17 protein-coding genes are annotated in these 20114 nt (G+C 46.2%); 8 read left to right on the forward strand and 9 right to left on the reverse strand.

Translation table 11 applies throughout. The features are described 5' to 3' along the window. Window positions 1-118 precede the first annotated feature (118 nt). From JGK11_RS12450 to JGK11_RS12465, 3 genes are all read right to left on the reverse strand, one after another. Entirely contained in the window at window positions 119-1309 is a 1191-nt protein-coding gene (locus tag JGK11_RS12450; protein ID WP_293182974.1) for a transposase, read from the reverse strand. Window positions 1310-2055: 746 nt separating this feature from the next. Beyond that, the gene (locus tag JGK11_RS12460) at window positions 2056-3147 is read right to left on the reverse strand and encodes a hypothetical protein (RefSeq protein WP_293182972.1); all 1092 of its coding nucleotides are present in this window, start codon (window positions 3145-3147) and stop codon (window positions 2056-2058) included. Window positions 3148-4330: 1183 nt separating this feature from the next. Then, the gene (locus tag JGK11_RS12465) at window positions 4331-4498 is read right to left on the reverse strand and encodes a hypothetical protein (protein WP_293197277.1); all 168 of its coding nucleotides are present in this window, start codon (window positions 4496-4498) and stop codon (window positions 4331-4333) included. A 285-nt stretch (window positions 4499-4783) separates the two neighbouring features. Here JGK11_RS12465 and JGK11_RS12470 point away from each other — a divergent pair, with 285 nt between their 5' ends. Next, window positions 4784-5323 carry a cyclic nucleotide-binding domain-containing protein gene (locus tag JGK11_RS12470; protein WP_293182970.1) on the forward strand — a complete coding sequence of 180 codons (540 nt, stop codon included), beginning with the start codon at window positions 4784-4786 and terminating at the stop codon, window positions 5321-5323. Between the two features lie 155 nt (window positions 5324-5478). Here the strand turns inward: JGK11_RS12470 and JGK11_RS12475 are convergent, their stop codons facing one another. Further along, entirely contained in the window at window positions 5479-5889 is a 411-nt protein-coding gene (locus JGK11_RS12475; RefSeq protein WP_293211881.1) for a hypothetical protein, read from the reverse strand. Between JGK11_RS12475 and JGK11_RS12480 the strand changes: the two genes are divergently transcribed. Continuing rightward, the gene (locus tag JGK11_RS12480) at window positions 5866-6045 is read left to right on the forward strand and encodes a hypothetical protein (protein WP_293211883.1); all 180 of its coding nucleotides are present in this window, start codon (window positions 5866-5868) and stop codon (window positions 6043-6045) included. The genes JGK11_RS12475 and JGK11_RS12480 overlap by 24 nt on opposite strands. 1 nt (window position 6046) lies before the next feature. Here JGK11_RS12480 and JGK11_RS12485 read toward each other — a convergent pair whose 3' ends face one another. Beyond that, the gene (locus JGK11_RS12485; RefSeq protein WP_293182964.1) at window positions 6047-6907 is read right to left on the reverse strand and encodes an FAD-binding domain-containing protein; all 861 of its coding nucleotides are present in this window, start codon (window positions 6905-6907) and stop codon (window positions 6047-6049) included. 206 nt (window positions 6908-7113) lie between these two features. Here JGK11_RS12485 and JGK11_RS12490 point away from each other — a divergent pair, with 206 nt between their 5' ends. The 3 genes from JGK11_RS12490 (at window position 7114) to JGK11_RS12500 (ending at window position 10339) form a co-directional block, all read left to right on the forward strand. After that, window positions 7114-8343 carry an RNA-guided endonuclease TnpB family protein gene (locus JGK11_RS12490; protein ID WP_293179512.1) on the forward strand — a complete coding sequence of 410 codons (1230 nt, stop codon included), beginning with the start codon at window positions 7114-7116 and terminating at the stop codon, window positions 8341-8343. 159 nt (window positions 8344-8502) lie between these two features. Then, the gene (gene ribD / locus JGK11_RS12495; RefSeq protein WP_293211885.1) at window positions 8503-9675 is read left to right on the forward strand and encodes a bifunctional diaminohydroxyphosphoribosylaminopyrimidine deaminase/5-amino-6-(5-phosphoribosylamino)uracil reductase RibD; all 1173 of its coding nucleotides are present in this window, start codon (window positions 8503-8505) and stop codon (window positions 9673-9675) included. Window positions 9676-9727: 52 nt separating this feature from the next. Beyond that, window positions 9728-10339, forward strand: a complete 612-nt coding sequence (locus tag JGK11_RS12500; protein WP_293211887.1) for a hypothetical protein — start codon at window positions 9728-9730, stop codon at window positions 10337-10339. 383 nt (window positions 10340-10722) lie between these two features. Here JGK11_RS12500 and JGK11_RS12505 read toward each other — a convergent pair whose 3' ends face one another. Further along, on the reverse strand, window positions 10723-11634 hold the full coding sequence (locus JGK11_RS12505; RefSeq protein WP_293211889.1) for a PPC domain-containing protein: 912 nt from the start codon (window positions 11632-11634) through the stop codon (window positions 10723-10725). 98 nt (window positions 11635-11732) lie between these two features. On the opposite strand from JGK11_RS12505, the gene JGK11_RS12510 reads away from it, so the two are divergent. The 3 genes from JGK11_RS12510 to JGK11_RS12520 all read left to right on the forward strand — a co-directional run bounded on the left by JGK11_RS12510 (window position 11733) and on the right by JGK11_RS12520 (window position 16271). Next, complete coding sequence (locus tag JGK11_RS12510; RefSeq protein WP_293211891.1) at window positions 11733-13436, forward strand: NAD(P)/FAD-dependent oxidoreductase; 1704 nt, start codon at window positions 11733-11735, stop codon at window positions 13434-13436. 364 nt (window positions 13437-13800) lie between these two features. After that, the gene (locus tag JGK11_RS12515) at window positions 13801-14283 is read left to right on the forward strand and encodes an FxLYD domain-containing protein (protein ID WP_293211893.1); all 483 of its coding nucleotides are present in this window, start codon (window positions 13801-13803) and stop codon (window positions 14281-14283) included. Between the two features lie 230 nt (window positions 14284-14513). Further along, entirely contained in the window at window positions 14514-16271 is a 1758-nt protein-coding gene (locus tag JGK11_RS12520; protein ID WP_293193542.1) for an ABC transporter ATP-binding protein, read from the forward strand. A gap of 233 nt (window positions 16272-16504) precedes the next feature. Here JGK11_RS12520 and JGK11_RS12525 read toward each other — a convergent pair whose 3' ends face one another. From JGK11_RS12525 to JGK11_RS12535, 3 genes are read right to left on the reverse strand one after another with little or no spacing between them, the layout of a single operon-like run. Beyond that, window positions 16505-17656 carry a Fic family protein gene (locus JGK11_RS12525; RefSeq protein ID WP_293211895.1) on the reverse strand — a complete coding sequence of 384 codons (1152 nt, stop codon included), beginning with the start codon at window positions 17654-17656 and terminating at the stop codon, window positions 16505-16507. Window positions 17657-17659: 3 nt separating this feature from the next. Then, window positions 17660-17881 (reverse strand): hypothetical protein, encoded by a 222-nt coding sequence (locus tag JGK11_RS12530; protein ID WP_293211897.1) that lies wholly within the window; start codon window positions 17879-17881, stop codon window positions 17660-17662. Window positions 17882-17900: 19 nt separating this feature from the next. Then, window positions 17901-19964, reverse strand: a complete 2064-nt coding sequence (locus JGK11_RS12535; RefSeq protein WP_293211899.1) for a pentapeptide repeat-containing protein — start codon at window positions 19962-19964, stop codon at window positions 17901-17903. Between the last annotated feature and the right edge of the window lie 150 nt (window positions 19965-20114).

Here is a 20114-nt window from a genome sequence, read left to right on the forward strand (position 1 = left end):
TATTAGGCTTCCCCTTCTTTACTCACTGCAAATACGGCTAGCGTATCTGACGACCAAGGTTTGATTGAAATGCTCACACTTGACACTCCCCAGCCTAAAGGCGTGGGGATTCTTTAATCTACGAGCCAACTTGCTTAGACAGGATTTCTCCAGCCAAAGTAGAGGTCGATTCTCCCAAAGCGTTGCTTGCGTCAAGCGCAAAGGTTCCGGTATGCCCTACCGTACCCAATCCTCGACTCAGGATATTTCTAGCTGCGTTAAAATCTCTATCCATTACACAACCGCACTTACAAAGATGAGTTCTAGTGGATAGTGTCTTCTTGACAATTGCACCGCAACTAGAGCATTCTTGGCTAGTATACTGCGGATTTACCGCCACCGTTACTTTCTCAAATACTTTAGCAAAGTATTCAATGCAGACCCGAAACTGATACCAAGATGCGTCATTAATAGACTTAGCCAGACAATGATTTTTTACCATATTTTTAATCCTCAAGTCTTCGTAAGCTATCAAGTCGTTAGACTGAACTACGCACCTTGCAAGTTTGATTGCATGGTCTCTGCGTTGCCTACTTATTTTGAGGTGGCGTTTCCCTAAAATCTGTCTAGCTTTGCCTCTATTTTTTGAACCCTTAACTTTTCTAGAAACACGACGACCAGAACGTTTGAGAACTTTCTCACTTTTTCGGAGGAATTTAGGATTTTCAACCATTACACCGTTTGAATCGGTGTAATATTCCTTCAAACCAACGTCTAATCCGATGGTATTTCCAGAAGGCTCTGTGTTTTCCTTTCGATCGACATCGACACAGAATTGGACATACACGCCGTCTGCACGTTTTACCAATCTTACCCGTTTGATTTGGGTGATTTGATAGAAATGCAAATCCCGTGTTCCCTTTAATTTGAGTTTACCAATCCCTTTTTTGTCGGTAAATTTGATTGACTTCCTGTCATCCGCAAGTTTCCATCCAGTTGATTTATAGTCAACTGAGCGACAGTTTTTCTGAAATTGGGGATACCCTTTTTTCCCGACCAGACCTTTTTTACAGTTGTCATAGAATCGGGAGATAGCAGACCAGGCTCTTTCGGCACTAGCTTGTCTAGCTTGAGAGTTAAGTTCGTCGGCAAACGGGAAATTTTTAGCCAGCACGGCACAATATTTGTTTAAGTCGTACTTATCTATTTTTCTATTGTCCATCCAATAGCGCAAACAGCTATTGCGGACAAATTGTGCTGTACGAATCGCTTCATCTACTGCTGCAATCTGACTGGATTTTCCGTAAGCTTTGAACTCAAAAACTAGCATGGCTTTGCCTCCTACCTTATGCTAGATCTTTCAGCACAAAATGGGCTGGTATTGTAACAAAGGTTTACAACTAAAGCCGTCCTAAAAGGACGGGGTTTTAAACCCAATTTCCTGATAACATTGATTACTTCAAATCTAAACCTTCCGATTTGCCGATATAGGACCATCTTGTTAGACAACGGCTATCACCCTGACAAGCTGACTCAAGCACTGTCAGCGATTTACCCTGAAATTATGACTAAGATTCAATTTGAACTGTCTGCCAAACCATCAAAAGCCGAAAAAGAAGCTTTCATGGCAATCTGGATTTGTGCCTGTTGTGGCTAGATGGGTCATCGAAAGATCAAATGCTTGGGTGGAAAGGTGTAAAAGCTTAGTCAAAAATTTTGACCGTACACTTAAACGTTCTAATGCCAAGCTTAAACTGTGTTTTATTAGGCTGATGATTAAAAGATTAGCTGCGACACCTGTCACCTAAAGATCTCAAATTGGTTCTATATAACCACTGAAACTAAGAGGGCCCAAGCCCAACAACGTCCGCGAATCTTTCGCTAGATCCGCTATATACAACTAAGTGTCCTCCAAATTGCCATGTCCTCCGATGGTAGAGAAAGGCTATTGCTGTGTCCTCCAAATTGCGATATCCTCGATTGCTTGAGATTTTCTACCATCAAAAAAGGTTGACTGTATTCCTACAGCCAACCCCGCGCTCATTTAATTGTTATGCGTTTGCTTAAACAGCAAAACTATCTGGCAATATTCGGGAACGTATAGCCAACACCTAGTAACAATCCCACGTCAGTTCCGTCGAGAAAACCAATATTCAGTCCTGCTGTGGCTGTAAAATTGCTCGACAGTGGCACATCTATACCTCCCGAAATCAGGAAGCCAAAATTACCGTCATCGCCGGTAGAAAATGCTACGCCAGCACCTAAATAAGGAGCAGCGGTAATCACAAAATCATCGCTGACTTCGACGGCCTCTCGGGATACAAAATCGTAGGTGACTGGAACTAGAACAGTTAGATTGTCGCGGAACAAAACACTCGGTCTCACCGAGAAATTGTTCGTCAAACCAATTTTGCTAAGAATCGCAAAAGAAGTGTCGCCTAGGGCTGAATCTCCGCCAAAACCGATGTTACCGCCAATACCAATGTAGCTGGGCCCTGAACGGGTAGCTCTGCCCGGTTTGACGGTTGTACCGCCCGGTTGAGCCAATATCTGAGGTTTGTCTGAGGCTGTTGCGGGATTCTGGGCAACTTTCGGTTGGTTCGTCAGGGCTGAGGCGGAAGTGCTGACAGGGTTGCTCAACACTTCTTGTGTTGTTTTGACTTCTTTTTCTTCCTTGGATGCTGTCAGTTCTGAATTAGGTCGATCGGCCACAATCTGGGATTTTTGCTGAATTTCAACGCTATTCTCAGCAATTTTCGCTGTTTCTGCCGATTTTTCGGTTTCAGCAGCAATGGATGTAGGTGTATTTTGCTCAGTTGCTGGGACAGCAATTTCCGATGTTGCTGCTGTGGATTCTGCCGGTGCTGCCGCAGATGCTTCCGAGTTGACTGCCGGTGCGGAGGCTGCTGGCTCTGCTGCTGGTGTTAGTTCGATCGAACTGATAGAATCAATTTTTGTATTGCTAGCTGTTATTTCGGCATCAGCTTTCACTGCTGAAGTTGCCGCCCGCGAGGAAATTTGGTCAATATTTTGAGTTGCCGCATTTGCGGTTGTAGCGATATCGGGCAAGTTGCCGGTTTCAGCTTTCGCTGACATGGTAGTGCAACAAACTGCTAAAGCTGCAAGATTTATTAACGCAAAAGTAGACTTGGAAAATAGACTATTCATCAGAAAAATGGGTTTGAAACCCCGTCCTTTTAGGACGGCTTTACATTTTAGTTTTAGGTTGGTGTTAGGGGTGGAATTACCGACCCCTAATCTATCTACCGCCGGGCGAACTACTAAATGCCGGGTGCTTTTGCCTCGAACACTTTCGCGCCTGACAATTACCGACTGACATTGTTTGTTCGCGATCGCATAACAAGTGGCGATAAGCCCATGTGTATATTTCCCTTCGCTACTGACTATCACAGAGGTTACAGATTAGGGAGGCGTCCAGTAACGTATGAATGGTGTACCACCACCAGATAGTTCAGTTTGGGTTTTTAGCCCGTAAGCTAGACACTGTTTTAGTCCTGAATCAAGAAGGTGGTAAACCTTCCTCTTTCAAGCCCCATGCCTTGATAGCTGGGGTTAGTGACAAGACACTCCTCATTGAATGGTGTGTTAAAAGTTTGACACTCCCTGGCGTGAACGCGCGGGGATTCTTGGTTCACAGACATACCTTAAAATTGTCCATCCTTTCGGCAATACTTAAACCAAAAACCCGTTCGATAGAACCTGTGTTTTGAGCCTAAGAAAGAGCAATCCCAGAGGGCTTATCTCCCCAAGCGAAGCGAGAGTCTCCTCTCTTCCGTGTGCCCCACGGTACGTTTAATCTTCAAGATTTTAGTTTTCTGGTCTGGGTTACGTTAGTTACCCTAGCTATGTTTTTCGTGGTGTTCGCCACCCACTAACTATTATTATTTCCCGACCAGTCGTTTGAGCTTGGTGTCTCATGTGTATCGGCGGTTATTCTACCTGTAGTATTACTCTACTATACCATCTTGAACAAGAAATTTAGATAATTAAATCCGTGCTAAAAGGACGGGGCTTTAGACCCAACTTTCTGGTAAGTGTTTGAGGGCTCTAGTCGAGACCTTTGCTGAAAAATGACACAAATATGAGTTGTGTTGTTCCTAGATTGGCACTTAACCCTCTTAGAGTCAACTCTCTCTGCTGATTAGATTCAAGAACCGAAGGCTAGTCGATCGACTAATTTTAATTTACAGTTCGACGATCTAAAAATCAATCCTAGGGGAGAGTTCACTCTTGATGGTGCTTATACCACTTTTGCTCAAAAAAAGCAACTGCAAACAACCTCGAAACCACGAGCTTCATCAGTCAGTCAGTCGATTTTAGATTTTAGATTTTAGATTTTAGATTTACTTGCAGCTTCTTGAATCACCGGAGCTGGAAGTCGATCGCGCGCGCAGAGCATTCTACAATGCTGTACATGAGGGCGCTGCACCCGCCCGCCACCACAGTGGAAAAATCCGGCTGCGTGAGGGCGCACCGGCTCGAAACGAATATCCAGCAAGGTTTGACAACTGTTTACTGTTTAGGGAATTCGGGGGTCTAAATTGGGGCAGTTGGGCGAGGGCGATCGGCTCCTGCACAGTCCCGGACAAGTCATGTAGAATATCATTGATCCTACAAACAGTCGTAGCTCGATCGTGTCAAAATTATTAGATATTATTCATTATTGTGGAAAATTCAATGTCTTAGTAAAGTTTAGCCTTCGCGATCGCTCAGTATCTGACGACCTAACAGCACGCAACTAAACAAGTAAAAAATAAAAAGTATCTGTTCTCAACCTGACTTTATGAGCAAAGTTCTAGTTATATTAGGCGAATTGAGCGATCGCGACATCGATTGGATGCTCGCCAACGGCAGCCGCACCACAGTCCCCCCCGGCACCACTCTCATCGTCGAAGGTCAACCCTTAGACGCACTGTACATAGTTCTGGATGGAACTTTGAGCGTTGCTGTATCATCTTTGGGCGACAAAGAAATTGGAAAAATCATCTGCGGCGAAGTGTTGGGCGAAATGTCTTTTGTAGACGGGAGGCTTCCTTCTGCTAGCGTCACGGCAATTGATGAATGCCTCATCCTGTCAATTCCGAGGCGGCTGCTAACTGAAAAACTAGAGCAAGACGTGCTGTTTTCCCTGCGATTTTATCGGGCGATTACTAAATTTCTGTCGTCGAGACTGCGGGGTACAGTCAAACGCTTCGGCGAAGATACTGATTATTTAATATATCAAGACCCCCACGACGATCGCGCGATCGGGCAAAATGTCGAAAATCCTGATTTGGCTCAATCTAGATTTGAATGGCTGTTGCAGCGTTTGAAGGAGACTTGAAGTCAGTTGACAGTTGACAGTTGACAGTTGACAGTTAACAGTTGACAGTTGACAGTTGACAGTCAGCAGTCATTAGTCATTAGTTAGTTGCTACAAATTCTCTTCGGATCGATGCCCGATGCCCGATGCCCGATGCCCGATGCCCAATTCCCCAATTAAAAAACATATTTTTCGGCAACGCGCCAATAGCGGGAAAAACGCTTCAAATCAATGTAGCCATCGTAGCGGACAAAAGGTTCGGGTGGCAAAACTTCTACTGGAAACTCCCTCCTAATTTCCCGGCAAATATCCTCAAACCGAGGGCTGGGACTTTCCGCTGTAACGATTTGATTCGCACCGGATTCTTTAGCAAAAGCGATAACTTCGGCAGCGACATCGCCGCGCCGAATAACTACCGGCAACTCTAGTAAACATTCATAAATAAACACCATTCGCTTGAGACTTAACTGCCATTCATCGATCAGTGCATCGTCCCAAACCCAGATTGCTTGTGCTTCTGGGTGAGCTTGGAAAGCTGGGCATTGTGGACTCAAGCAGTCGCCGTGCAGCCAAATAATCGGATTCATAATTTGGGAATTGGGAATTGGGAATTGGGAATTGGGAATTGGGAATTGGGAATTGGGAATTGGGAATTGGGAATTGGGAATTGGGAATTGGGAATTGGGACTTCTTCCCTCTTCCTAATGTCAACTGTCAACTGTCAACTGTCAACTGTCAACTGACTTAATTTTTCCTTTTTTTCTGAGGGCGTTGCCAACTTTGAGAACCGCCCGTGCGATCGACCTTTTCGCCATTGGGAAACAACTTGCTCTCCAAATATTCGTAAGTTCCCTCAAAATCGCATTGTCCGTACAGGGGACAATCGCGACAATAAACTGACTTAGTGTAACGTTCCAGATTTTCCCGATTAAAAAAATAAGCCTTGTGACTAAAAGTGCTCGCTACCCACTGCCAAGAAAGATTGTTGCTTGCCGGATCTCCATCTAGCAAATGTTGCAAAAACCAGCGAGCTCCAGCTTGCCAGCGCACGCGGCGCCAGTGTACCAAATAACTAGCCATCCACATCCGCTGGTGGTTGTGCAAATAACCAGTTTCCCGCAACTCGCGGCTGAAGCTGTCGATGCACACTAAACCAGTCGTGCCCTCGACGACATCCTGCGGCAGAGTGTCGCTGTAATCTTTGGTAGTGTAACCAGTTTTGTATGGTTCCCGGTCTTCCCAAATCTTTTTGCCCAATTCGGCGTACAGCCGCTGCCAATAATCCCGCCAACCCAACTCGTTGACGAGTTTCACTGCATCTTGTGGATCCTGCACCTTGGTGAGTACGGCATCTCGGACTTCGGCAAGACTCAAAACGCCGTAGCGCAAATAGGGCGACAATCGCGTTACTGCACCGTTGAGAAAGTTACGGGTTGAGGAGTATTTGCTGGGATCGACTTGTTGCAGCAATGTCTCGGCTGCTTGGCGCCCGCCTGTGGTTGGGGGTACGTTGCTATCCCGGGCGGTGGTTTGGGGGAATTGTTCGCGCACGTAGGCTATTAATTCGTCGCGGCTGGCAAATTCCCGCTTCATGTCCTGACTCATGGTTTTTTGTTAAGCGCCTGCTATGGTTTTTTAACTTTTGAGGGGGTTTGGGGGAGCGATAAGTCCCACGCTGTACCCGTTGGGTCAGCGTTGGGATACATGGACTCCCCCAAGCAAATTTTATCCGGTCAATCCCGGTAAAATTTGCCAGCTAGATGGACTAATTTTATCAAGAATGTATATAATGCTAAAGAGAGGTAAAAACAATGCAGCATCAAGCCGTCAAAGTCAGACTGTATCCGACAACTGAACAACAAGAGATACTATCTCAGCACTTTGGATGCTCTCGCTGGTGGTGGAATCATGCACTCAACTTGTGCATTGAAACCTACAAAGCCACGGGTAAAGGCTTGACTCAAATTGCGTTGAACAAACTCCTACCAAATCTCAAAAAACAAGAAGAAACACAATGGTTGTCGGAGTGTTACTCTCAAGTTTTGCAAGCGACTACGCTCAAATTGGTAACTGCTTACAAGAACTTTTTTGAGTCGAGAGCTAAATACCCTAGATTCAAAGCCAAGAAAAATAGGCAATCAATCCAGTATCCGCAGTCAGTCAAAATTGTTGATGGTTTCCTCAAGTTTCCTGGTCGTGTCGGCATTGTTAAAGTCAAGTTACATCGACCGATTGAAGGAATTATCAAAACTGTAACAGTCAGCATGACCCCTTCAGGAAAATACTATGCCTCTGTGCTGACAGAACTCGAAGGAGACAAATTAGTTGCTCACACCGATGGAAAAGTTGCAGGAATTGACTTGGGATTGAAAGATTTTGCTGTTGTCAATGATGGTATCAAGACATCCAAATACCCGAATCCTAAGCATTTAGCAAAACATGAACGCAACCTGAAAAGAAAACAGCAAAAACTAGCCAGAAAGGAGAAAGGAAGCAGGTCGAGAGATCGAGCCAGGAAACTGGTTGCTAGGGTTCACGAACGAATCAGCAATGTCCGTCAAGACTACTTGCATAAGCTATCCAGAAAGCTTGTTGACGACAACCAAGTCATCGTAGTCGAAAACCTTCACGTTAAGGGCATGGTTCGCAACCACAAACTAGCTAAAGCAATTTCTGATGTAGGTTGGGGGATGTTTGTCAATTTCTTGCAGTACAAACTAGACCGTGAAGGTAAAGTGTTGGTAGAGATTGACCGATGGTTTCCTAGCTCGAAACTCTGTTCAAATTGCCACTATCAGGTGAATGAAATGCCATTAGACGTTAGGACATGGACTTGTCCTAGTTGCGGTACTCATCACGATAGGGACGGAAACGCCTCAATAAATATCAGAGCAGAAGGAATCAGAATGCTATCGGTCTTGGGAACCAGGACTGCTGCTGATGGAGGGGATGTGAGTCCGAAGCTGGGACGTAAGTCTAAGCTGACGCAATCCCCAATGAAGTCAGAAGCCCACGCTGTACCGAAGGTCAGCGTTGGGTAGTTCACAGCTATTTGTTTGGGCGTGTGGGGTCGATCGCCATTTTAATCGCCTTTCAATCCTGATACCGTAAAGTTTGGCTCAACAATCGATCGTCGGCTGGCAGCTAAAATTAGCATTAAAGTTCAGTACACTCAGGGATAGATATCATAGCAAAATCTCATGGAAACTTTTGAGGCGGACGCCAAACCGATCGCCAACTTAGCTAATCGACAGCAGCAAGGTACAAAACAACTGGATAACGAAATTCAAGAGTTCGATCGAGCCATGATGCGCCGCTGCATAGAATTGGCCCGCCGCGCCCTCGGCAAAACCGCACCCAACCCCCTCGTCGGTTCCGTAGTTGTCCGAGACGGTAAGATTGTCGGCGAAGGGTTCCATCCCGGTGCCGGCCAACCTCACGCCGAAGTGTTTGCACTCCGGGAAGCGGGGGAACTTGCCGCCGGAGCGACTGTTTACGTGAACCTGGAACCCTGCAACCACTACGGTCGGACTCCTCCCTGTTCCGAAGCTTTAGTTAAGGCTAAGGTGGCAAAAGTAGTGGCTGGAATGGTCGATCCAAATCCATTGGTAGCTGGCACTGGGCTGGCTCGATTGCGGGATGCTGGCATTGAAGTGGTGGCGGGAGTGGAAGGGGAAGCTTGTCAGAAACTCAACGAGGCTTTCGTACACCGGATTTTGTACCGCCAGCCTTTCGGAATTTTGAAATATGCGATGACTTTAGACGGTAAAATTGCTACTACTACCGGTCACAGCGCTTGGGTGACAGGCGAGGAAGCTCGGAGCGAGGTACATCGGGTGCGTGCCGGCTGCGATGCGGTGATTGTTGGGGGAAATACGGTGCGTCTAGATAATCCCAAACTAACAAGCCACCAGCCTGACAGAAACAATCCCTTGCGGGTGGTGATGAGCCGCTCTCTGGATTTGCCGAAGTCGGCTTGGTTGTGGGAAACCTCCTCGGCGGCTACTTTGGTACTGACTGAGCCTGGGGTTAAGCCGGAATTTCAGGAATTTTTGATCGCCAAAGGGGTGGAAGTTGTGGAGTTGTCACCGCTGACACCGACTAATGTGATGACTTATTTGTACGATCGATCTTTTATGTCTGTACTGTGGGAGTGCGGTGGCACTTTGGCGGCTTCGGCAATTGCTGAAGGTGCAGTGCAGAAAATTATGGCTTTTATTGCTCCTAAAATTGTCGGCGGCCAAGGTGCTCCAACTCCTGTGGGAGATTTGGGCTTTTCAGCAATGACTGATGCTTTGACTTTAGAGCGGGTTTCTTGGCACGCGGTGGGTGCAGATTGTGTGGTGGAAGGCTATTTTAAAATTAAAGATTGAAAGTTAAAAGCGAGTCTTTTTAGTTTTAATTTTTAACTTTATAACTCCTTTTATGACTGAAATTCTGGTTTGGAGTTTGATGGTTGGTAGTCTCGGCTTGGAGGCTGGGATTCTGGGTGTCTTGGTGAGCCGCGAGCAATTGGCTGCGGGGCAAAAATGTGATGAGGAGGAGGAAGTTTTGACTCGGTACGAATCTCAAGAAGATAATTTGACTGCGCCTGAAAATGCGATCGCAAATGGCAATCCAAAATCCGATCGCAATCCTGATGATTTGACAGTTTGGGAGTACAAGATTGTCCGGGCTAGCAGCGATTTATTTCGCAATCCGGCGATTTTTCACAAGCTGTGTCGGGAAGAGGCGGAAGTTGGCTGGGTTTTGCTCGAAAAGCTCGATGACAGGCGGGTGCGGTTCAAACGTCCGATCGCGCTGAGGGATGCCCCGAGGTCTAATTTACCAACGTTTGACCCTTACCGCAGTCATTACGGCCCGATGTCCAATGCGATGACATGGGCAGTGGCGATCGTGTTTTTGAGTGCGATCGTCCTTCCTGCTGTTTTGGGCTATGCTTTGGTGTCGGCTACTCTCACCAGAAGTCGCTCTAATTGGCCTCCGACACCGATTCAATCTGTGCCTTCTCCCGGCGGGCCAACAACTAATAATTGAAACCTCGTAAAGAAGGAAGAAGGAAGAAGGAAGAAGGAAGAAGAAAAATAGAATTGTTTGTTTTAATATCGAGTCCGGTCAAAAAAATACAATTAGGTTTGTAGTGAGGACTTTAGTCCTTCCTTTCTCGTCTGATAAGGCTAACAACAAATAATAATATCAGCGATTAACCGGAGACGATATATAGCCCTTCTCAGATAGATGAGGTATGACTGACAGCTTATATAACCACTAAACTAAAGAGGGCTGAAGCCCAACTACATACCTCATCTTTTTGAGAAAGGCTATAACTAACAAACAAGCAAAATTATTGAATCATGAATTTTACTTTAATTCTGCCTTCTGCCTTCATATCCGGCTCCCTTCGAGTGTAAACCATCCTATCATACAAGTGGCGTGGGAGAAGGAGCGGATAGCAATCTCAAGTTGTAATCTGTATCGCCTTGAAATTGAGAAACGCGGACGAAATAAGTCCCCGCAGGCAAAGCCCCATTGCTTACAACTCTTTCTGAAGCCGTACCTAAATTGTTAGATGAAGCAATAATATCGTCTAATCCAACTACGCCGTTACCATTGAGATCCTGAATTAATTCTACATCCACATCTGCACTCAAACCATCAACAGTTGCACTGAAAAGACTGGGAGTATTGAGGATGAAACTGTAAATATCGGCTGGTTTGGTAGCACTCAAAAAATCGTTGTCAGTTAGACTGTCTGTGAGAACACCTAGGTTTTGGGCTGCGCTCAAATCGTCGGCGGGAACGGGGAGAGCGCTCAACAATCCTTCTTGTTGACCGAATTGAATGTAATGGTCGATCGCACTTTTAACTGCGCCACTGCTGACTGCCGATCCTATTACCGGATATCTTTCTAGATAAAAGCTGGGATCGAAAAAAATGCTGGCTTTGCGGTTTTCAAATTGACCGACTTTCAAGTAGTGTTCAAAGGCGCTAAATTGATTGGTTTGGACTGCTGTTTGCACATCCGGGTTGCTTGTCAGATAAAAACCCACATCGAAGAAAGGGTTGGGGTTCCGCCGTTCAAATTGACCGAATTTAATAAAGTGCTGGGCGCCGGAAAATTTGTTTTTTTCGGCTGACACTGCGACATCTGAATTGGTGTCTAAATAATAGCTGGCGTCGAACAGGGCATTAGGGTCACGATTTTCAAATTGGCCAATTTTTTGGTAGTGATCGAAGGGGGTCGATACTGTGCCTCTGGCGACTGCTACGGCGACATCTGGGTTGTTTTCGAGATAAAATTTGCTGTCGAACAGTGTTCTGAGGGTTAGCATTATTAAAAAATCTCTCTGTACTTTAATCTGGAAAGTGCATAATCAAATTCGATCGAGAATTCAGTTTACATCATTTTTTTTGTGAGGGCGTCTCAATTATGGCTAAATCTGCACTGATGGCAATGCTGCGCCGCGCTGCGAGTATTGCCCAAAAGTCAAGGGAAACAGGCATTCCGGCTGATGAATTACTGGGGATGCTGGACGATCGCACTCCCAATTTTCCCATATCTCGGCGGCACTTGCTGCATGGGGGTTTAGCGGCGGCGGGAGCCGTTGCTGCTGCGACTTTTACCCGGGAGGGAGAGGGGGCTTTTGCTCAAGCGCGCGGTCGATCGCCCATTTTGGTTGTGGGTGCGGGGATTGCTGGTTTGACGGCGGGCTATCGCTTGCGTCAGGGGGGCGTGCGTGCCGATATTATCGAAGCAAGCAACCGCGTGGGGGGACGGATTCGCACGGCTCCTAGGGTGGCTGGAACAGCGATTTCGGCCGAGCTGGGAGGAGAATTTATTGATAGCGGCCACACTACTTTGATCTCGCTGGCGACGGAATTGGGTTTGCGGGCGATCGACTTAGTTAACGTACAGCGGGGATTGGTAAAGGATACTTTTTTCTTTCAAGGGCGACGATTTTCTGTAGCGCAAATAATCGCAGATTTTGCGCCGCTAGCCAGTAAAATTAATGCTGATTTAAAGTCAGTTGGAGATGAATTTAGCTATCAAGATTTTACGGAAGCTGCGGAAAGATTGGACAATCTTTCGCTCGCTGAATATCTAGAGCAAGGTAATACTAGCACGGTTATCCGGCAGTTGCTGCGCGTTGCTTACACGACTGAATTCGGCAGGGATCCCGAGGAACAGTCGGCGTTGAATCTGCTGTTTTTAATCGGTACTGAACCTGACAGTTTTCAATTGTACGGCAACAGCGACGAGCGCTATCAAATTGATGGCGGCAACAGTCAAATTGTCAACCGTTTAGCGGATAGGTTGTCTGGTTCGATCGAGACAGGGACGGTTTTGGAAGCGATTACTCTGTTACCCGATGGCCGCTATCGGGTAAATTTGCGATCGGGACAAAGCGCGATCGATCGCACTTACGAGCGAGTTTTATTAGCTTTGCCCTTCAGCACTCTCCGAGACGTTAAAATTAACGTGCCTTTGCCGCAACCGAAGCGTAGGGCGATCGAGCAGTTGGGCTACGGTACTAATTCTAAGTTAATTACCGGCTACCGCAGCCGAATTTGGCGAGATACTTATCAATCGACTGCTTCTGTGTTTACCGATTTAGGATTCCAAAACACCTGGGAAGCTACGCCTTTTGCTCCTACTGCTAACGCTTTAGTTACTGAGTTTACAGGAGGAAAGCAGGGTTTGGCGATCGGTAGCGGAACTCCCGAAGATCAAGCACAAAAATTCTTGGGACAATTTGAAAGAGTTTTTCCCGGAGTTAGAAACTTGAGAACCGGCAAAGCTGTTCGAGCTTTTTGGCCGGGAGAACGTTTTTTTAAAGGTTCTTATTCCTGTTATTTAGTCGGACAGTGGACGCAAATGTACGGCGTAGAAGGCGAACGATTTGGCAATTTATATTTTGCTGGCGAACACACTTCGCTGGAAAATCAAGGTTATATGGAAGGCGGTTGCGAAACTGGACAAAGGGCGGCTCTTGAAATTTTGCAAGATTTGGGTTTGACAAGTTCTGCTGAGGCTTTGAATACTCGAAGTGCGAGCAGTTTGAACCAGCGCCGTCCCAGTCGGAAAGTTCCCGGAGCGCGGAATCTTCGGAATAGGAAGCCGAGTATTAGATAATAGAAGTTGAACAAGGTTTGTAGTGAGGACTTTAGTCCTTCTTAGAAAGGACTAAAGTCCTCACTACAAACTAGAAACAGATCCGGAATACAACTTATCAAACAATCTCCTCCGGGTTAATTCCCCGATCGCGCAAATATTCAGCTAGGCGATCGGCTCGTTGACGTTCGCGATCGGCGCGATCGCGTTCTGCTCTTATCTGTTCTACACCCCACAATAGCAGATTTTCTGCGTGCGGACTTCAGTCCGCAGCTTTATAGCGGACTGAAGTCCGCACTACGAACCTTTTTTTGTTATGGTACTCTACCGGACATGATGTGAATTATCTTGTACAAATAATCTCATAAAATGCTGAATAAAGAAGATGAATTTTTTACATTTAACAGTGATTTTATCAATCTTGCTAATCTCGCAAATCTCAGCTAGCCCTTTGCTGGCAGATTCTACAAATACCAAAATTCAAATTTCACAAATTGACGAGCCGTTTTGCTACATGAAAACCCCCGACGGCAAAACCGTAGACTTAGGGAAACTTTGCGAAAAACCGCCAACTCCTAAAACCGCTCAAACTTGCGTTGCTGGTGCAAACATGGCGGCAAAAGTATCAATTGCCCAGGCAAATTATGATGGCAAAATTTTTAGCGGTAAAGTGTTCAATCAAGGCTGCAAAACAATCAAGAATGTGAAAGTCAATTATGAAGTTTTGGACGAGTCAGGTAATTTAATTGACAACGGATTTATCGACACTCAACCAGCTACTCTTGCACCCGGAGAGTCAGCCGCCTTTCGAGGTGCAGTTGTCGCCGGGGCTAAGGTGCAGGCGACTCATGCAGACGCTCAGGAATGATTGTCGAGTGTTTAGCCGATCGCTGCTATCATATTCTGGCTCAGATATCTCTATAGGTTACGCAGAGATCCCCCTAAATCCCCCTTAAGAAGGGGGACTTTGAGAAGAATCTTGTCCCCCCCGCATCGAAGGGGGGTTAGGGGGGATCTCCGGGTTTCAAAATACCCTATGGGGGATCGAAATGCGTTAACCCTAATCTCTAAAAACAGAACTTGCGAGGGCAAAATATCTTGAAAGCTCGATCGACATACTGGCAAATCTTACCCTACCTCCGTCCCCAAAAACAAACCATCGGTAAAGCATTAGCTTGTACCGTAGTCTTTACCATATTTTGGCCAATAATCGCGTGGCTGGTTGGTGAAACCGCCAAATTTATAGGTAAAGGAGATTTAAAAGGGTTTGCTCAAATTGCTGCACTCAGCGCCATCATATTTCTAATTCGTGGTATCGCCCAGTACGGTCAAGATACGCTGATGGCAAAAGCAGCTTTGACTATTGCTTTAGAAATCCGCAAAAAAGTTTATGCACACCTCCAAAACCTCAATCTCGGCTACTTTGAAACTGCCAAAACCGGAGATTTATCCTACCGCCTCACAGAAGATATTGACCGCATTGGCGAAGTCGTAAATAAATTTTTTCATCAATTTATCCCTTGTGTTTTGCAGCTAATTGCAGTCATGGGATATATGATTTATCTTAACTGGCAATTAACTTTGGGTGCATTAATCATTGCACCGTTAATGGCTATATTAATTGGCTGGTTTGGCGAGAAACTGCTCAGTTACTCGCGAGAAAGTCAAAATCGGATTTCTGATTTATCCGCTTTGCTAACAGAAGTATTCAGCGGCATTCGTTTAATCAAAGCATTTGTGGCGGAAGACTACGAAATTGCCCGCTTTGCAGAAGAAGCCGAACAAAACCGCCGCGCTAAGTATTTGTCAGAACGCATAAAAGCACTCCAGTTCGTCGTAGTTGGCTTTCTGGAAGCGATGAGCGTGATTTTGCTGTTTTTCCTCGGTGGTTGGCAAATTGCTCAAGGAAATCTCACTGGTACGCAATTTATCAGTTATATCGCCGGAGTAGCGCTGTTAATCGATCCGATCGCAATTACCACTGCAAATTACGGCGATTTTAAGCAGGGAGAGGCTTCTAGCGATCGCATTTTTGAACTTTTAGCCATTCAATCAACAGTCGTCGAAAAGCCTGGTGCGATCGAACTTCCCCACGTTACCGGAAAAGTCGAATACCGCAACATTAACTTTGCCTACCCCCCTCAACCCCCCCTTGATAAGGGGGGGCTAGGGGGGGTTCCGATTTTACAAAGTATGAGTTTACTCGCACTTCCCGGAGAAGCGATTGCGCTTGTCGGCGCATCCGGTGCGGGGAAAACTACGTTAGTAAACTTGTTACCCAGATTTTACGATCCGCAAGCCGGACAAATTTTAATTGATGGGATTGATGTTCAAGATGTGACATTAAATACGCTGCGCCGACAAATCGGAATTGTACCGCAAGAAACTATTTTATTTTCGGGTACAATTGCTCAAAATATTGCTTTCGGTCAATCTTATTATGAACTGAAAGATGTACAGAAAGCTGCGGAAATTGCTAACGCCCATCAATTCATTACTGAGTTTCCCGACGGCTATCAAACTTGGGTAGGAGAAAGGGGTGTAAATTTATCGGGCGGACAAAAACAAAGAATTGCGATCGCCCGTGCAGTCTTGCTAAATCCGCGAATTCTGATCCTCGATGAAGCGACATCGGCGCTAGATTCGGAGTCGGAAGCTTTGGTGCAGGAGGCCTTGGAAAGATTGATGCGCGATCGGACTGTGTTTATTATCGCCCACCGTTTGGCGACTGTGCGGAAAGCCGATCGCATATTAGTTCTCGAAAAAGGTAGAGTGATGGAATCTGGGACGCATGAGGAATTATTGCAAAAGGGCGATCGATATGCTCGTTATTACGCCCAGCAATTTAGTCAGTAGGCTACCTTAGAAACCGGGTTTTTGGCCGAATCTGCTGGTCTCAACGAAGTATTATCGAAAAAACCCGGTTTCTGACTACTCGCGCGTAAATTTGGGGGTGCGATCGCACCGCCGACCACCGGCTAAATAGGCGTTATTTTTCCCAACCTACTTCCGTTATTTTTAGAGTCATAACAGCTAAAAACCTTGCAAATTCGTAAAACACCCCTCAAATAAGTGGCTCAATGCCTAAATTAACTTCCGCTATTTTCCGAAACAGATTCCCTTATTTTGAAGCAAGCAGCAATCCACTCCTCAGCTAGCGCGTAACTGCGGACTCTTGCCCCAGAACCCGCCCAAACCGGATGGATCAAACTACCTTCAGTCCACTCTTGCAGCCATTCGCGGGCCGTCTTGTCTGAAACCCCAAACCAGGATGCAACATCTGAAACGTCGATCGCAAAAGGATTTTCCACTCCATCCAAAACCCTTGCCAAAAGTCGGGTGAGGAGTTGTTGAGAGCGACGTGGCAATGCTTCCCAGGGTAGGGCATCAGGAGAAGCACCTTGATAAAGAGACTTAGCTTTAGCTTGCAATTCATCGGCGGCACGAGCCATCGTCTCCACGAAGTAAAGCAGCCAGGGCGTGTGGTCTGGGTCGTGGCGACCTTCGTAGAAGTTCACCGGCAGTCCCATTTGCAAAGAGCGGTAATAGCGATCGCGATCGGCATTAAAATACTCATCAAACGAGAAAAACCCCCGCATTCGGTAGCCGGAACGCCACAGTTCAGCAGTAGCCAGAAGTCTGCCGGTGCGACCGTTCCCGTCGTTAAATGGATGGATACTGAGAAAGCGGTGCGTCAGAATAGCTGCACGGATGGGGGCGGACAATTCTGCTGCTGTCGTTGAAGATAGCCAATCGACTAATTCCCGCATCAAGGCGGGTACATCCCCCGGTTCCGGTGGCCCGTAATCTATCGCCCGCGTGACTGTATCTACTACAGGGCATTCTGTAACGCGATACTCGCTTTTGCTGCCCCGCCGCCCGCGACCGCGCACGATGACTATTCGGTGCAGTTCTTTGATAAATGCTTCTGTAATGGGAGTTTGGGCTTCTGCGAATTCTTCAACGCGGTCAAGGGCACGCCAGTAATTTCGGACTTCCTGTTCCGCATCACTTCCTGTGCGCGAACTCCTTGCTATCGCCCGTCGCACCGCCGCTTCATCCAAGGGATTACCCTCAATTTGTGTCGAGCTGCGTGTACTTCTTTGCAGAGCATCGTGGCGCAGGCGTAGAGTAGTATCAGGTGGCAGCGGTAACACCTCAATGACAGCACGCGCACCCTCGATGACTCCCAAATGCGTAACGAGATTGTGACTGTATGAGAAGCGGGGAATAAAACTCATGGGCTAATAGTTCTGAAGTTCCTGGTCAATTTCTTCAACAGTTCTGGATACATGACGGCTGCGGATTTCCGTAAGCAATTCCAACACTTTACGCCGCCCGCCTTGCGGCTTTTCTGGTATAATCACAAACACTTCAACCTCTTCACCCACAGAACCAGGTGGCACTTGAATTTCAAGTTTATTTCCTGCAAGAACTTTGGTTGTAATCCGTATTGCTGACTGCATAATTCCTCCTTGGCGATGATTAATTTTCCACAGCCCCTAAAGCTTTGAGGGTGGCTTTTTCAACTTCCGTTAAACCCGTAACTCCGGTAATATTCATGTTTTCATAAGGTCTGTCACTTTTCAGTATTTTGAGGCACTCACCCGTCCCAGCATCCCAAATTATAATTGTGCCATCCCGACAGCAAGCAGCAATAATTTTTCCATTTGAACTGAAGGCAACTGAGTTAATTCTACTGGTATGACCTTGCAAAATTTTTAGACATTCACCTGTACGGATATCCCATATTCTTACCGTTCCATCTACACTTCCACTAGCAACTATTTTACCAGAATAACTAAAAGCAACTGAACGTATCCAATCAGTATGCCCCTGCAAAATTTGGAGGCATTCACCACTCTTGACATCCCATAATCTTACTGTTCGATCGATACTTCCACTGGCAAGTATTTCACCGTTCTGACTAAAGGCGATTCCGCGTGCCCAACCCGTATGCGCCTGCAAAATTTGGAGGCATTCACCACTATGGATATCCCACAGCCTCACCGTTCCGTCAAAACCTGCACTGGCAAATATCTCGCCCAAAAAACTGAAAGCAACCGAGTATACAAAATTGTTATGCCCTTGCAAGGTTTTGAGGCATTCGCCAGTAACGATATCCCACAGCCTCACCGTTTGTTTATAACCTGCACTCGCAAGTATTTCACCATTTGGACTGAATGTGATCGACCGTACTTCATTGCCAAATTCTGGCAAAGTATGAAGGCATTCACCACTGCGAATATTCCACAGCCTCAATGTTTCGTCATAACTACCGCTGGCAAGTATTTCACCGTTTGGATGGAAGGCAACTAAGTGTACCCGATCGAGATGCCCCTGCAAGATTTGGAGGCACTCACCAGTGTTGACATCCCACAGCCTGACTTTTTTCTCGTCATCGCCGCTGGCCAGCATTTCACCGTTGGGACTGAAGGCGATCGACATTACTTGATTGCTATACCCTTGCAGTGTATTCAAGCATTCACCGCTGTTGATATCCCACAGATTCAGCGTTTGGTCGTAACTACTGCTAGCAAGTATGTCACCCCCAGGATGGAAGGCAACTGACCCTACTTGATTGCTATGTCCTTGCAAAGTATTCAAGCATTCACCAGTGCGGATATCCCACAGCTTTGCAGTGCGATCGTAACTTCCACTTGCAAGTATTTCGCCATTTGGGCTAAAGGCGATCGACCGTATTTGATCGAAATGTCCCTCCAAAGTTTTGAGACATTCACCGCTACCGATATTCCACAGCTTCACTGTTTTGTCGCCACTGCCACTAGCAAGTATTTCACCAGTAGAATTGAAAACAACTGAAAACACATTTTTAGTATGTCCCTCAAATATTTTTAGACATTCACCACTGTTGATATTCCATACCCTTATTGTTTGGTCACCACTCCCAGTAGCAAGTATCTCACCACCAGGATGGAAAGCCACTGAAAATCCCACTTTAGTATGGTCTTGCAAAATTTTGCAGCATTCGCTAGTACGAATATCCCATAACCTTACCGTGCCATCAAAACTCCCACTGGCGAGTATATTTCCATCAGGATTGAATCTGACAGACATTACTGATTCGGTATGTCCCTGCAAAACTTTTAAACATTCACCAGTTTTGACATCCCATAACTTAATTGTTTTGTCATAACTTCCGCTAGCAAGTATCTTACCATCAGAACTGAAGGCAACTGACTCCACTACGTTGCTATGTCCTTTACAGGTCAATATTTCTCTGCAACTGCTAGCTTCCCACAAGCGAACTATGCCATCAGTATCACCTGTAGCTAACAGTTTGCCATCAGGACTAAACATTACTGACCGAATACTGCTGAAGATTTTAGTAAAAGCAGAATTAGCTAAATTCGCTTCAGCAAAGTTGACGCGGCGCAAGCTAGCATTTGTAAAATCAGCACCTAAAATAACTGCACGAGAAAGGTCTTTTGTTTCTAACGCAGTGCGATCGATTTTCACCAACAGCGTCGCCGCATTCCCTCCCACATAACCCACCTCGCTTTCAGTTTTTCCCCGCGTTTCTTCCATAATTTCTAGTAGGGGCGACTTCTCTAAAGCCCCCCTTCTTAAGGGGGGTTGGGCAGGGTGGATTAATTGTCAGGGGGGAATGTATGATACAAGAGGTAATCAAGTCTGCCCTGTCCGGGTAGACTATCCCTGCTGAAATGAATTAACCAT

It is taken from the genome of Microcoleus sp. PH2017_34_RAT_O_A (genome assembly GCF_020737885.1).
Lineage (GTDB): Bacteria > Cyanobacteriota > Cyanobacteriia > Cyanobacteriales > Microcoleaceae > Microcoleus.

Excerpts from the sequence above, each read along its gene's own strand:
- JGK11_RS12510 (WP_293211891.1), top strand. The coding sequence starts at position 11,733 with ATGGCTAAATCTGCACTGATGGCAATGCTGCGCCGCGCTGCGAGTATT.
- ribD (WP_293211885.1), top strand. The coding sequence starts at position 8,503 with ATGGAAACTTTTGAGGCGGACGCCAAACCGATCGCCAACTTAGCTAAT.
- JGK11_RS12470 (WP_293182970.1), top strand. The coding sequence starts at position 4,784 with ATGAGCAAAGTTCTAGTTATATTAGGCGAATTGAGCGATCGCGACATC.
- JGK11_RS12485 (WP_293182964.1), bottom strand. The coding sequence starts at position 6,907 with ATGAGTCAGGACATGAAGCGGGAATTTGCCAGCCGCGACGAATTAATA.
- JGK11_RS12460 (WP_293182972.1), bottom strand. The coding sequence starts at position 3,147 with ATGAATAGTCTATTTTCCAAGTCTACTTTTGCGTTAATAAATCTTGCA.
- JGK11_RS12505 (WP_293211889.1), bottom strand. The coding sequence starts at position 11,634 with ATGCTAACCCTCAGAACACTGTTCGACAGCAAATTTTATCTCGAAAAC.
- JGK11_RS12530 (WP_293211897.1), bottom strand. The coding sequence starts at position 17,881 with ATGCAGTCAGCAATACGGATTACAACCAAAGTTCTTGCAGGAAATAAA.
- JGK11_RS12490 (WP_293179512.1), top strand. The coding sequence starts at position 7,114 with ATGCAGCATCAAGCCGTCAAAGTCAGACTGTATCCGACAACTGAACAA.
- JGK11_RS12525 (WP_293211895.1), bottom strand. The coding sequence starts at position 17,656 with ATGAGTTTTATTCCCCGCTTCTCATACAGTCACAATCTCGTTACGCAT.
- JGK11_RS12500 (WP_293211887.1), top strand. The coding sequence starts at position 9,728 with ATGACTGAAATTCTGGTTTGGAGTTTGATGGTTGGTAGTCTCGGCTTG.
- JGK11_RS12535 (WP_293211899.1), bottom strand. The coding sequence starts at position 19,964 with ATGGAAGAAACGCGGGGAAAAACTGAAAGCGAGGTGGGTTATGTGGGA.
- JGK11_RS12475 (WP_293211881.1), bottom strand. The coding sequence starts at position 5,889 with ATGAATCCGATTATTTGGCTGCACGGCGACTGCTTGAGTCCACAATGC.
- JGK11_RS12450 (WP_293182974.1), bottom strand. The coding sequence starts at position 1,309 with ATGCTAGTTTTTGAGTTCAAAGCTTACGGAAAATCCAGTCAGATTGCA.
- JGK11_RS12515 (WP_293211893.1), top strand. The coding sequence starts at position 13,801 with ATGAATTTTTTACATTTAACAGTGATTTTATCAATCTTGCTAATCTCG.